This window comes from Pseudomonas sp. GW823-FHT05G12 (assembly GCF_058795575.1).
In genome coordinates, this window is sequence record NZ_CM179501.1 from 139,284 (window position 1) to 151,410 (window position 12,127).

A 12,127-nucleotide genomic window follows, 5' to 3' on the forward strand; every position below is an offset into this window, starting at 1 on the left:
TCGCGGGTAAACCCGCTCCTGCATCGGCCGTGTAGGAGCGGGTTTACCCGCGAAGCTTTTACTGCTGATGCGGGACCAGCACCACCTGCGCCGGCAGCGAGCGCTGGATCTGATGCTTCTGCTTCAGCTCAAACCCACTGTCAATCTTGCGCACGCGCTTTTCCAGCAAAGTCTTCAGCCAAGGCGCATCCTCGGTGCGCGGTACCTGGAATACCACCTCACACTGGTAACTCACCACATCGGCGGCAATGTCGTCCAGTTGGCGGCGCAGCGCACGGCTGTCAGTGGTCTTCAAGGCCACCACGGTACTTGGCGCTGTCGGGTCGATGATGCGTGCCTCGGGCTTGGCCTCGGCGGCTTTCAGCGCCGCTTCAGCCTTTTCCAGCTCGGCCTTGCGGGCCTGGGTCACGGCATCCCCGCCGGTCACCGCTGGCGCCTGCGGCATCAGGGCCCGGGCACGGGCCAGCGCGGTAGCTGCCGCGTTCACATCGCCCTTCTGCAGGACGATCTGGCTACGTTGCAGGTAAGCTTCGGCCAGTTGGCGCTGGTATTGCTCCAGGCGTGCATCATCCGGCGACTGGGCCTGCAGTGCTGCAAGCTGGTCTTCGGCGGTAGCCAGCTCGTTGCTGGCGATGTTCTGTTGCAACTGCTGCCAGGCATCTGCTTGAGCAGGTGCGGTGGCCTGTTCGACCGGCGCATTGGAACAGGCAGCCAGGATCAGGGAAAACGCGGCAACAAGCAGATAACGGGAGGCGAACGGCTTCATTCCTGCGACTCTCTATTTGCGCAAAAAGCGAGCAAGTCTACACCCAGGTGCGCACGCTCGAAAATAGGCCTTACAGACCCTTTACGGGCCGAAGGTTGCAAGGCGTGCCTGCACACGCCTTGCTTTTCAGCGTTTTGGCAGGGCCAGGCTCAGCAAGAATAGCACTGCGGCGCAGACCACGATCGAGGGCCCGGCGGGGGTGTCTTTGAACCAGGACATGGCCAGGCCGCCGCACACCGCGGTGACACCCAGCAGGCTGGCACCCAGGGCCATCTGCTCTGGTGAGCGGGCGTGGCGCTGTGCCGCAGCGGCAGGAATGATCAGCAGTGAGGTAATCAGCAACACGCCAACGATTTTCATGGCAACCGCAATCACCACCGCGATCAGCAGCATCAGCGCCATGCGCAAGCCGGCCACGGGCAGGCCTTCAACCATGGCCAGTTCTTCGTGCACGGTAACCGCCAGCAGCGGCCGCCACAGCGCAGCGAGCAGCAGCAGGACCAGTGCACTGCCACCGAGGATCCAGGCCAGGTCGGTGGTGCTGATGGCCAGCAGATCGCCGAACAGGTAAGCCATCAGGTCGATGCGCACATCGTGCATGAAGCTCAGCACCACCAGGCCCAGCGACAAGGTGCTGGGGGCCAGGATACCCAGGAGGGTGTCTGAGGCCAGCGGCTGGCGTTGCTGCAATGTCACCAGCAGGATCGCCAGCAACAGGCAGCCCACGGTTACCGCCAGTGCTGGGCTGACATCCAGGGCAAAGCCCAAGGCCACACCGAGCAGCGCGGCGTGAGACAGGGTGTCGCCAAAATAGGCCATGCGCCGCCATACCACGAAAGAGCCCAGTGGGCCTGCAACCAGTGCCAGGGACAAGCCGGCAAGCAAGGCGTAGAGAAGAAAATCAGCCATGCTTGCAGTGCTCTCCGTGAACATGGGTGCCAGGGGCGACCACCGAGCCATGCAGGTCATGGCTGTGGTCGTGATGGTGGTGGTAGATGGCCAGGCTCGGTGCGGTCTTGCCGAACAGCTCGACGAACGCCGGGTCACCGCTGACTTGCTCAGGGTGGCCCGAGCAGCACACGTGGCGGTTCAGGCACACCACCTGGTCGGTGGCGCTCATGACCAGGTGCAGGTCGTGGGATACCATCAGCACGCCGCAGCCGTGGCGGTCGCGCAGGCGGGTGATGAGGTTGTAAAGCTCGGTCTGGCCGACCACGTCCACACCTTGTACCGGTTCGTCGAGCACCAGCAACTGGGGTTCGCGCAGCAAGGCGCGGGCCAGCAGCACGCGTTGCATTTCGCCGCCGGAAATAGTCTGGATCGGGCTGTCGATGACCTGCTCGGCGCCCACTTCCTGCAGCGCCGACAAGGCTGCCGCGCGGTCTACGCCGGGCACCAGGCGCAGGAAGCGCAGCACCGACAGCGGCAGTGTGGCATCAACTTGAATCTTCTGCGGCATGTAGCCAATGCGCAGCTTGGGCTTGCGCCATACCTTGCCGCGATGTGGCTTGAGCAGGCCAAGTACGGCGCGCACCAGGGTCGTCTTGCCCGCCCCGTTGGGGCCAATCAGGGTGACGATCTGGCCTGGGGCGACCGACAGGTCGATGCTGTCGAGCACCGCCTCGCCGCCAAAGGTGACGCCGACCTGGTCCAGGCGAATCAGGGCGTCGCTCATGCCGCGCTCCGGCAGTTACCGCACAGGCCGACCACTTCCACGGTCTGGGTCTCGACCGTGAAACCCACGCCTTTGGCGCTGTTGATGATGGCCTCGCTGATGCTGCTCTGCTCGAGCTCGATGGCCACATGGCAAGCCCGGCAGATCAGGAACTGGCCTTGGTGCACGTGCTCGGGGTGGCTGCAGCCGATGAAGGCGTTCAGCGATGCGATGCGATGTACCAGGCCGTTTTCCAGCAGGAAGTCCAGCGCGCGGTACACCGTGGGCGGCGCGGCGCGGCGGCCGTCCTGCTCACTGAGCACAGCGAGGATGTCGTAGGCGCCCAGTGGCTTGTGGCTCTGCCACACCAGCTCCAGCACACGGCGGCGCAGGGCTGTCAGGCGCAGGCCCTGGCGGGTGCACAAGGTGTCGGCTTCAGCCAGTGCGCTGTGTACGCAATGGGAGTGGTCGTGAGGACGGTTGGCCAGCGGTGTGATGGACATGGGCAGCGACGGTTCTGGACAGAGACGTTATTATGTTACCTGTTTCTGAAGATTCGAGTATCCACCGTGTCCCGATTCCTGGCTCTGTTTGTCGCTTTCATCGCATTATCCGCGCAGGCCGACGTGCGTGTGCTCACCAGCATCAAGCCCCTGCAGCAGATTGCCGCTGCCGTGCAGGAGGGTGTTGGCAGCCCTGACGTGCTGCTGCCGCCCGGCGCTTCACCCCACCACTATGCGCTGCGTCCCTCCGACGTGCGGCGGGTAGGCGATGCCGACCTGCTGTACTGGATCGGCCCGGACATGGAGAACTTCCTTGCGCGTGTGCTGGGAAGCCGCAGCAAGGCCACAGTGGCTGTGCAGTCGTTGCCGGGCATGAAGCTGCGCCACTTTGGCGAGGACAGCCATTCCCATGAGGAAGCAGACCACGACGATCATGACCACGATCACCGCCCAGGCAGCCTGGATGCGCATTTGTGGCTATCGTCGGTCAATGCGCGAGTAATCGCGGCAAAAATGGCAGCTGACCTGGCCCAGGTCGACCCGGCCAATGCGGCTCGCTATCAGAGCAACCTGAAGGCCTTCGATGAACGCCTGGATGCGTTGGATGGGCGTATCAAGGCGCGCGTGACCGGTATTGCCGGCAAGCCGTACTTCGTCTTCCACGAAGCCTTCGACTATTTTGAAGCTGAATATGGCTTTAAGCACGCGGGCGTGTTCAGCGTGGCATCCGAGGTGCAGCCTGGGGCGCAACATGTGGCGGCCATGCGCAAGCGTCTTCAGGAAGTGGGCAAGACCTGCGTGTTCAGCGAGCCGCCACTGCGGCCGCGATTGGCCGAGACCCTGACTGCCGGGTTGCCGGTACGCCTTGCCGAGCTGGATGCCTTGGGTGGCACCGATCCGGTGGATGGCAAAGGGTATGAGCGCTTGCTGGAGAAGCTGGGCGGTGACCTGGCAGGCTGCCTGGAGCAGTTGTAAGCCTGTACCGGCCCCTTCGCGGGCACGCCCGCTCCCACAGGGATAAACTCAAACCTTGAGTTTGTCATTGTACCTGTGGGAGCGGGCGTGCCCGCGAAGAAGCAGACGCGGTCTACAGCGCGAACGGCAGGTGCAAAGCCACCTGCTGGCGCTGCGCCAGACGCACTTCGAACTCGCTCGGATCGTGGATCATCACATCCATCCCGGCGAACGACTCGGCCGCAATCAGGCGCGACAGCCAGAAACGCACGCAGCCTACCCGCAACATTTCCGGCCACAGCTCGGCTTCGGCTGCAGTGAACGGCCGTAGCGCCGCATAAGCTGCCAGCAGCGCCTGGGCGCGTGGTACATCCACCGCGCCCTGCTCATCCAGGCACCAGTCGTTCACGGTGATGGCGATGTCATACAGCATCGGCCCGGAGCAGGCATTGTAGAAGTCGATCACACCGGTCAGGTGGGTGCCTTCGAACATCACGTTGTCGCGGAACAGGTCGGCATGCAGGTTGGCCCGCGGCAAGGCCAGGATCTGCGCCTTGTGTGCGCTGATTTCGTCCAGCGCTGGCTGCAGCAATGCGGCTTGCTCCGCAGTCAGGCGTGGCAGTAGCTCGGCACCCGAGGCCAGCATCCAGTCCAGGCCGCGGTCGGTGCGGCGCTCGATGATGTGCTCGCGGGTGGCCAGGTGAATGTGTGCCAGTAGTTCGCCGACCTGGGCGCAGTGCTGGTTGTTGGGTGCCTTGATGTGTTTGCCCGACAGCCTGGGCTGCAGCAATGCCGGCTTGCCGCACAGCTCGCGCAGGCCGTTGCCGTCGCGATCACGAATGGCATAGGGCACCGGCATGTCGGCACCGTGCAGGGTATCGAGCAGCTCGATGAAGAACGGCATGTCCTCGCTGGGCCCGCGCTCGATCAGCGTCAGGACGAACTCCCCCTGTTCGAGGCTGACGAAGAAATTGCTGTTCTCGGTACCGGCGGCAATGCCCTGGAAGTCGAGCAGACGGCCCAGCTCGTACGGCGCCAGAAAGGTTTCCAGCTCAGGCCGGGTCACGGGGGTGAAGACTGACATGATGAAAAATTGCCCATACGGGCACTTCCGCCGGGAAGTGCCGGGTTGATGTGAACGGTGCGCGTCAGCTTACCACTCGAAGATCTTCCAGGACGGAATCAGCATGTCCGGCTGGTCGGATCGAATGAAATTGGCATCAGTGCCATCAGCGCGTACCAGAAAATAAGGCTTGCCGTTTTTCGGCGTGATCTTGATCGCATACAGGAAGCCGTTCTGCCGGTATTCCTGGATGGTTTTATCGCCTTCCGTGCGAATGGTCACCTCGGGATCGGCCGAGGGGGCGTCGTCCGCCGCCAGGGTGACGACAGGCATGGTTGCCAACAGGCCGAGCAGTAACAGGCGATTGAGTGTGCGCATGATAACCTAGTCCCTTTGTCGTCAATGATTCTGGCTATTCTAGCGCCGGACCCGTCGAAAAGGTTGATTCTGCTCATGAGCCAAGCGCCCCTCGTCCTGGTGGACGGTTCCTCCTACCTTTATCGCGCCTTCCACGCGCTGCCACCGCTGACCACCTCCAAGGGCATGCCGACCGGCGCGGTGAAGGGTGTGCTGAACATGCTCAAGAGCCTGCGCAAGCAATACCCCGACAGCCTCTTCGCCGTGGTGTTCGACGCCAAGGGCGGCACTTTCCGCGATGCCATGTTCGCCGAGTACAAGGCCAACCGCCCCAGCATGCCGGACGACCTGCGGGTACAGATCGAGCCGCTGCACGCCAGCGTCAAGGCGCTGGGCTACCCGCTGCTGTGCGTGGAGGGCGTCGAGGCTGACGACGTGATCGGCACCCTGGCGCGCAGCAGCGCCGCCCTGGGTCGCCCGGTGATCATCTCGACCGGTGACAAGGACATGGCGCAGCTGGTGGACGGGCACATTACCTTGGTCAACACCATGACCGGAAGCGTGCTGGACGTGGCTGGCGTGCACGAGAAATTCGGCGTCGGCCCGGAACACATCATCGACTTCCTGGCCCTGATGGGTGACAAGGTCGACAACATCCCCGGCGTGCCGGGTGTGGGCGAAAAAACGGCGGTGGGGCTGCTGACCGGCATCGGCGGCGGTCTCAGCGACCTTTACGCCAACCTGGACAAGGTGCCAGCGCTGGCCATTCGCGGCGCCAAGACCTTGCCGGCCAAGCTGGAGGAGCACCGCGACGCGGCATTCCTGTCCTACGAGCTGGCCACCATCAAAGTTGACGTACCGCTGGATGTGGAGGTCGAAGCGCTGGTGTGCGGTGAACCTGACCGCGAGGCGTTGCTGGCGTTGTACACCGAGATGGAGTTCAAGAGCTGGGTCGCCGAAGTGCAGCGCGATGCGGCCAAGGCTGGTGATGATGTCGCCCCGGCCGTGGAGCCTGCGGCCAAGGTCGAGCCCAAATACGAAACCATTCTCGACCAGGCCCGTTTCGACGCCTGGCTGGAGAAGCTGCGCAAGGCACCGCTGTTTGCCTTCGACACCGAGACCACCGGCCTGGACGCCCAGCAGGCGCAGTTGGTCGGCCTGTCCTTCGCAGTCGAGCCGCATGAAGCGGCCTATGTGCCGCTGGCCCACGATTACGAAGGCGCGCCGACCCAGCTGGACCGCGAGGCCGTGCTGCTGGCGCTGAAGCCACTGCTGGAGGACCCGGCCAAGGCCAAGGTCGGGCAGAACGCCAAGTACGACATCAACATCCTCGCCAATGGCTCCCCAGCCATCGAGATGCGCGGCGTGGCCTACGACACCATGCTCGAATCGTACGTGCTTAACTCCACCGCCACCCGTCATGACATGGACAGCCTGGCGCAGAAGTACCTCGACCACACCACGATCGCCTTCGAGGACATCGCCGGCAAGGGTGCCAAGCAGCTTACCTTCAACCAGATCAACCTGGACAAGGCCGGCCCCTACGCCGCCGAAGACGCCGACATCACCCTGCGCCTGCACCATGCATTGCAGGCCCGCCTGGCACAGACGCCGAGCGTGCAACCGGTGCTGATGGATATCGAGATGCCGCTGGTGCCGGTGCTGGCCAGGATCGAGCGCCAGGGTGCGTTGGTCGATGCCGAGCTGTTGAAAGTACAGAGCGGTGAGCTGGGCGTGAAGATGGCTGAGCTGGAGCTGCGTGCCTACGAGCTCGCCGGTGAGACGTTCAACCTCGGCTCGCCCAAGCAGCTGGGCACGATCCTTTACGACAAGCTGGGCATGCCGGTGTTGAGCAAGACCGCCAAGGGCCAGCCATCCACCGCCGAAGCAGTGCTCGACGAACTGGCCTTGCAAGGCTACCCGCTGCCAGAGGTGCTGATGCAGTACCGCAGCCTGAGCAAGCTCAAGAGCACCTACACCGACAAGTTACCGGGGCAGATCAACCCGCGCACCGGGCGTATCCACACGTCCTACCAGCAGGCCGTGGCGGCCACCGGCCGGTTGTCGTCGAGCGACCCGAACTTGCAGAACATCCCGATCCGCACCGCTGAAGGGCGGCGTATCCGCCAGGCGTTCATCGCCAGTCCGGGCTACAAGCTTCTGGCGGCGGACTATTCACAGATCGAGCTGCGCATCATGGCCCACCTGGCCAAGGACGAAGGCTTGCTGCATGCCTTCCGCAATGACCTGGACGTGCACCGCGCCACAGCAGCCGAAGTGTTCGGTGTGGCCCTGGAAGACGTGACCACCGACCAGCGCCGCAGCGCCAAGGCCATCAACTTCGGCTTGATCTACGGCATGAGCGCCTTTGGCCTGGCCAAGCAGATCGGCGTCGACCGCAAGCAGTCACAGGACTACATCGACCGCTACTTTGCCCGCTACCCAGGCGTGCTGGCCTACATGGAGCGCACCCGCGCCCAGGCGGCCGAGCAAGGCTTTGTCGAAACCCTGTTTGGCCGCCGGCTGTACTTGCCAGACATCAATGCCAAGAACCCTGCCCTGCGCAAGGGCGCCGAGCGCACGGCGATCAACGCCCCGATGCAGGGTACTGCTGCCGACATCATCAAGCGGGCCATGGTCAAGGTAGATAACTGGTTGAGCGAGAGCGGGCTGGATGCCCGGGTGATCCTGCAGGTGCACGACGAACTGGTGCTTGAAGTACGCGAGGATCTGGTGCAGCAGGTGAAAGATGAAATTCGCCAGCACATGAGCCAGGCCGCGCAGCTGGATGTGCCGCTGCTTGTCGAAGCAGGCGTTGGTGCGAATTGGGACGAAGCTCACTGATTGAGCAGGTAAAACTGTGTAGGATCTGCGACGTAGTGACGCGGATCCGAGCACCGCTCAGTGCCGGGGGTGCTTAAGTTTCATGAAACTATCGCAAATAGTTTTATGGGCTTCGGAACTAAACCGGTGAAGCGGAACTCAGAGTAACTGAATGGCTGGTGAAGCCCTTCGATGCTCCTATGTTGTGTTAAGTGTTGGCAGATATCTGGACCCCGCCCTAGCGGTCCGGACTTGGACCCCGAACTTCCCCCTCCCCATACGAAGTCCGGGGTTTTTTTTGCCCGGAATTTGCCGGATGGCTTGTACTGAGCCCCCCGTAGGAGCGGGTTTACCCGCGAATGCAGCGGTGAATTCGACATCGCATTCGCGGGTAAACCCGCTCCTACAAGGGCCTGCGCCCAATCACCAAAGCGTGTCCAACCCCGATCAGGTATAGGAGTGGGTTTACCCGCGAATACGGTAGTGGCGGCAACGGTGAACGGCGGGTGGAGAGCAGGCCCGGCCCTTTCGCGGGTAAACCCGGGTCAGGCGCAAACCACTAAACGACCGGCTTGTCTTCCAGTTCCATCCAGTCCGCCAGCACTCGGTAGGCGTCTTCCACGCCCAGGCGCTTGGGTGCCGAGAACAGCTGGATGGTCACGCCATCCCCCCAGCCCTTGCGGATTTCCGACTGCACTTTCAGCAATGTGTTCTTGCCCGCGCCGTGGGTCAGCTTGTCGGCCTTGGTCAGCAGGATGTGCATCGGCATGCTGCTGGCCTTGGCCCAGTCGAGCATCATCTTGTCGAAGTCGGTCATCGGGTGACGCACGTCCATCATCAGGATCACGCCACGCAGGCACTCACGGCTGCCCAGGTAGGCTTCCAGGTGTTTCTGCCAGTGCTGCTTGAGCGGAATCGGGACTTTTGCATAACCATAGCCCGGCAGGTCGACCAAACGCCGTTCATCGTCCAGACTGAAGAAATTCAACAGCTGGGTGCGCCCGGGAGTCTTCGAGGTACGCGCCAGGCTGGCATGGGTCAGGGTATTGAGGGCGCTGGATTTGCCGGCGTTGGAACGGCCGGCAAAAGCCACCTCGTAACCCTGGTCGTCCGGGCATTGTTCGACCTTGGCTGCGCTGAGGGCGAATTTGGCTTTCTGGCAGAGGCCGAGGATGGGGTTCTTGACTTGCATGGGATATCCGATGTGGGTGTTGCCTGACTTTGTAGAGCCAAGCCTGGCAAGCGGTGTCGTTTCCGTTTGGATGGCGGAAGTATATAATGCCCCAGTTTTTGTGTGCTCATTCTCCCAGCGAAGGAGAACGGGCATGGGGTGTCGAACAATAGCTCGCGCAACAGAACGCAGCGCGGCCCCCAACCCTGAAGGTCGTTCCGCATGGCGAAATGGCTGCTTGCTGTCGGTATGTTCCTGCCGTTTTTCAGCGCACAGGCTACACAGGATCCCGAGGTGTTGTACAACCGCACGTGTGCGGCCTGTCACACCGGGCAGTTGCCACAGGCACCCAGACGGGGTGACCGGGCAGCATGGGAGCCAAGGCTGGCGCAAGGCATGGATGTACTGGTGAAGCACGTGACCCAGGGTTTCAAGGCTATGCCGCCGCGTGGATTGTGCATGGACTGCAGTGCCGAGGACTACCGTTTGGTCATCCTTTGGATGAGCGGCAGTCCCGATACATAACATTTCACCCTTAGCCGTGTTGGATTAGCTGATGAACAAACTAGTCGTGAGTCTGCTGTTGACCTTGGGTGTCGCTGGTGCGGCCACTGCTGCGCAACCTATCAAAGGCGATGCCGCCGCTGGCCAGGCCAAGACCGCCGTGTGTGGCGCCTGCCACAACCCCGACGGCAACAGCCTGGCACCGAACTTCCCGAAACTGGCCGGCCAAGGCCAGCGCTATCTCGAAAAACAACTTCACGATATCAAGTCGGGCAAGCGTACCGTGCTGGAAATGACCGGCATGCTGGCCGCATTCAGCGACCAGGATCTGGCCGATATCGCCGCCTACTTCTCCAGCCAGAAAGGCAGCGTGGGTGCCGCCGATCCCAAGCTGGTCGAGCGCGGCCGCGCGTTGTTCAATGGCGGCGACCTGGAAAAGGGCATGCCGGCCTGCACTGGCTGCCACTCGCCCAACGGCGCGGGTATCGCCCTGGCCGGCTTCCCGCACCTGGGCGGGCAGCACTCGCAGTACGTGGCCAAGCAGCTCACTGACTTCCGCGAAGGCAACCGCACCAACGATGGCGATGCCATGACCATGCGCACCATCGCTGGCAAGCTGAGCAACCGTGACATCGAAGCGTTGGCCAGCTACATCCAGGGCCTGCATTAACTTTCGGTTAATGTTGTAGGTCAATGATGAAAGGGCGGCCGGGCTGCCCTTTTTTCCGTCCGCAGCCGTTACACTACAGAACTCGAGCCCTTCCCGGCCTGTCTCAGTGCAGGTCGCGTCGTGGCGACCCATGACTGCTCAGGAGTAAAGCATGCGTAAACTGATTCTCAGCGCTGCGCTGGTCGCCGCCAGCGTATTCGGTATGACTGCCGTTCAGGCCGCCGAGCCTGTCGCCGGCAAGGAATACATCGAGCTGAGCAACCCTGTTCCGGTTTCCGTGCCTGGCAAGATCGAAGTCGTCGAGCTGTTCTGGTACGGCTGCCCACATTGCTACCACTTCGAGCCGACCATCAACCCTTGGGCTGAAAAGCTGCCCAAGGACGTCAACTTCAAGCGCGTACCGGCCATGTTCGGTGGCCCGTGGGATGCACACGGCCAGATGTTCCTGACCCTCGAAGCCATGGGCGTCGAGCACAAGGTTCATGCCGCGGTGTTCGATGCCATCCAGAACCAGCACAAGCGCCTGACCGACAAGAACGACATGGCCGACTTCCTCGCCACTCAAGGTGTGGACAAGGACAAGTTCCTCGCCACCTTCGACTCGTTCGCCATCAAGGGCCAGGTCAAACAGGCCAAGGAATTGGCGAAGAAGTATGAGATCACCGGCGTACCGAGCCTGGTCGTCAACGGCAAGTACCGCTTCGACCTGGGGACTGCTGGCGGACCGGAAGGCGTGCTGAATGTCGCCGACCAGCTGATCGACAAGGAGCGCGCTGCCAAGTAGGCGGCGTCACCCATGCCCCGCTTCAGAGCTACGCGTGGCATTGGCCTGCACGAGCCGCAGGTCAACGAGCATCACCTGCAGGCCCCGGGCCTGCCCGAGGATGGCCGTCTGCGGCTGCTCAGTTTCAACATCCAGGTGGGCATCAGCACCGAGCGCTACCGCCATTACCTGACGCGTAGCTGGCAGCACCTGCTGCCGCATAACGGGCGTGCCGGTAACCTGCAGAAGATCGGCAGGCTGCTGGGCGACTTCGACCTGGTGGCCCTGCAGGAAGCCGATGGTGGCAGCCTGCGCTCGGGCTACGTCAACCAGGTCGAACACCTGGCCCACTTGGGGGCCTTCCCCTACTGGTACCAGCAGCTCAACCGCAACCTTGGGCGTTTTGCCCAGCACAGCAACGGTGTGCTCAGCCGCCTGAAGCCGCAACTGCTCGAAGACCATCCGTTGCCTGGCCCGGCCGGGCGTGGTGCGATTCTGGTGCGGTTTGGCGAAGGCGAAGATGCGCTGATAGTGGTGATGATGCACCTGGCATTGGGGGCCAAAACCCGCGCCCTGCAGCTGGGTTATATCCGCGAGCTGATAGGCGGTTACCGTCACCAGGTGCTGATGGGTGACATGAACACCCATGCCACTGACCTGCTGGAGCATTCGCCGCTGCGCGATTTGGGCCTGGTCGCCCCACAAGTCGAGGCCACCTTCCCCAGCTGGCGACCGCAGCGTTGCCTCGATCATATTCTGCTCAGTTCAAGCCTCACGCTGGAGCGTGTCGAGGTGCTGGCGCAGCCAATTTCGGACCACCTTCCCGTTGCTGTCGAGATTCGATTGCCTGATGCATTGACTGTGGATACGCTGCCGGTTTTGAGCTAATTGCCATCACC

At 62.5% G+C, this 12,127-nt stretch carries 13 protein-coding genes; 6 read left to right on the forward strand and 7 right to left on the reverse strand.

All coding sequences use genetic code 11. The features are described from left to right. Positions 1-58: 58 nt before the first annotated feature. The 4 genes from AC3RCM_RS00665 to zur form a co-directional block, all read right to left on the reverse strand. Complete coding sequence (locus tag AC3RCM_RS00665; protein WP_010951515.1) at positions 59-766, reverse strand: PA5502 family lipoprotein; 708 nt, start codon at positions 764-766, stop codon at positions 59-61. Between the two features lie 126 nt (positions 767-892). Beyond that, positions 893-1,675, reverse strand: coding sequence for a zinc ABC transporter permease subunit ZnuB (gene znuB / locus AC3RCM_RS00670; protein WP_003253007.1), 783 nt, complete (start codon positions 1,673-1,675; stop codon positions 893-895). After that, positions 1,668-2,441: a zinc ABC transporter ATP-binding protein ZnuC gene (gene znuC, locus AC3RCM_RS00675; RefSeq protein ID WP_010951517.1), complete on the reverse strand. Its 774-nt coding sequence runs from the start codon at positions 2,439-2,441 to the stop codon at positions 1,668-1,670. The genes znuB and znuC overlap by 8 nt, the downstream gene beginning before the upstream one ends. Continuing rightward, positions 2,438-2,923 (reverse strand): zinc uptake transcriptional repressor Zur, encoded by a 486-nt coding sequence (gene zur, locus AC3RCM_RS00680; protein ID WP_020191160.1) that lies wholly within the window; start codon positions 2,921-2,923, stop codon positions 2,438-2,440. Before zur ends, znuC begins: the two co-directional genes overlap by 4 nt. Positions 2,924-2,989: 66 nt before the next feature. Here zur and AC3RCM_RS00685 point away from each other — a divergent pair, with 66 nt between their 5' ends. Continuing rightward, the gene (locus AC3RCM_RS00685; RefSeq protein ID WP_064490887.1) at positions 2,990-3,898 is read left to right on the forward strand and encodes a zinc ABC transporter substrate-binding protein; all 909 of its coding nucleotides are present in this window, start codon (positions 2,990-2,992) and stop codon (positions 3,896-3,898) included. A gap of 112 nt (positions 3,899-4,010) precedes the next feature. On the opposite strand, the gene AC3RCM_RS00690 is transcribed toward AC3RCM_RS00685, so the two are convergent. Together AC3RCM_RS00690 and AC3RCM_RS00695 are read right to left on the reverse strand one after the other, a co-directional pair. After that, a complete protein-coding gene (locus AC3RCM_RS00690) occupies positions 4,011-4,961 on the reverse strand; it encodes a homoserine kinase (protein WP_003252998.1) in 951 nt (316 codons plus the stop codon). A 69-nt stretch (positions 4,962-5,030) separates the two neighbouring features. Beyond that, complete coding sequence (locus AC3RCM_RS00695) at positions 5,031-5,318, reverse strand: DUF2782 domain-containing protein (RefSeq protein ID WP_010951520.1); 288 nt, start codon at positions 5,316-5,318, stop codon at positions 5,031-5,033. Positions 5,319-5,393: 75 nt separating this feature from the next. Here AC3RCM_RS00695 and polA point away from each other — a divergent pair, with 75 nt between their 5' ends. Then, positions 5,394-8,141, forward strand: coding sequence for a DNA polymerase I (polA, locus tag AC3RCM_RS00700; RefSeq protein WP_064490886.1), 2,748 nt, complete (start codon positions 5,394-5,396; stop codon positions 8,139-8,141). Between the two features lie 538 nt (positions 8,142-8,679). On the opposite strand, the gene yihA is transcribed toward polA, so the two are convergent. Further along, entirely contained in the window at positions 8,680-9,312 is a 633-nt protein-coding gene (gene yihA, locus AC3RCM_RS00705; protein ID WP_010951522.1) for a ribosome biogenesis GTP-binding protein YihA/YsxC, read from the reverse strand. Positions 9,313-9,513: 201 nt separating this feature from the next. On the opposite strand from yihA, the gene AC3RCM_RS00710 reads away from it, so the two are divergent. From AC3RCM_RS00710 to AC3RCM_RS00725, 4 genes are all read left to right on the forward strand, one after another. Further along, positions 9,514-9,816, forward strand: a complete 303-nt coding sequence (locus tag AC3RCM_RS00710; protein ID WP_003252992.1) for a c-type cytochrome — start codon at positions 9,514-9,516, stop codon at positions 9,814-9,816. Between the two features lie 31 nt (positions 9,817-9,847). Further along, positions 9,848-10,465 carry a c-type cytochrome gene (locus AC3RCM_RS00715; protein ID WP_020191157.1) on the forward strand — a complete coding sequence of 206 codons (618 nt, stop codon included), beginning with the start codon at positions 9,848-9,850 and terminating at the stop codon, positions 10,463-10,465. Positions 10,466-10,616: 151 nt separating this feature from the next. After that, entirely contained in the window at positions 10,617-11,249 is a 633-nt protein-coding gene (gene dsbA / locus AC3RCM_RS00720) for a thiol:disulfide interchange protein DsbA (protein ID WP_020191156.1), read from the forward strand. A 12-nt stretch (positions 11,250-11,261) separates the two neighbouring features. Next, a complete protein-coding gene (locus AC3RCM_RS00725; RefSeq protein ID WP_003252985.1) occupies positions 11,262-12,116 on the forward strand; it encodes an endonuclease/exonuclease/phosphatase family protein in 855 nt (284 codons plus the stop codon). The last annotated feature ends 11 nt before the right edge of the window (positions 12,117-12,127 follow it).

Coding starts and splice junctions, on each gene's coding strand:
- AC3RCM_RS00725 (WP_003252985.1), top strand. CDS start 11,262: ATGCCCCGCTTCAGAGCTACGCGTGGCATTGGCCTGCACGAGCCGCAG.
- znuB (WP_003253007.1), bottom strand. CDS start 1,675: ATGGCTGATTTTCTTCTCTACGCCTTGCTTGCCGGCTTGTCCCTGGCA.
- dsbA (WP_020191156.1), top strand. CDS start 10,617: ATGCGTAAACTGATTCTCAGCGCTGCGCTGGTCGCCGCCAGCGTATTC.
- AC3RCM_RS00665 (WP_010951515.1), bottom strand. CDS start 766: ATGAAGCCGTTCGCCTCCCGTTATCTGCTTGTTGCCGCGTTTTCCCTG.
- AC3RCM_RS00715 (WP_020191157.1), top strand. CDS start 9,848: ATGAACAAACTAGTCGTGAGTCTGCTGTTGACCTTGGGTGTCGCTGGT.
- znuC (WP_010951517.1), bottom strand. CDS start 2,441: ATGAGCGACGCCCTGATTCGCCTGGACCAGGTCGGCGTCACCTTTGGC.
- yihA (WP_010951522.1), bottom strand. CDS start 9,312: ATGCAAGTCAAGAACCCCATCCTCGGCCTCTGCCAGAAAGCCAAATTC.
- polA (WP_064490886.1), top strand. CDS start 5,394: ATGAGCCAAGCGCCCCTCGTCCTGGTGGACGGTTCCTCCTACCTTTAT.
- AC3RCM_RS00710 (WP_003252992.1), top strand. CDS start 9,514: ATGGCGAAATGGCTGCTTGCTGTCGGTATGTTCCTGCCGTTTTTCAGC.
- AC3RCM_RS00695 (WP_010951520.1), bottom strand. CDS start 5,318: ATGCGCACACTCAATCGCCTGTTACTGCTCGGCCTGTTGGCAACCATG.
- zur (WP_020191160.1), bottom strand. CDS start 2,923: ATGTCCATCACACCGCTGGCCAACCGTCCTCACGACCACTCCCATTGC.
- AC3RCM_RS00690 (WP_003252998.1), bottom strand. CDS start 4,961: ATGTCAGTCTTCACCCCCGTGACCCGGCCTGAGCTGGAAACCTTTCTG.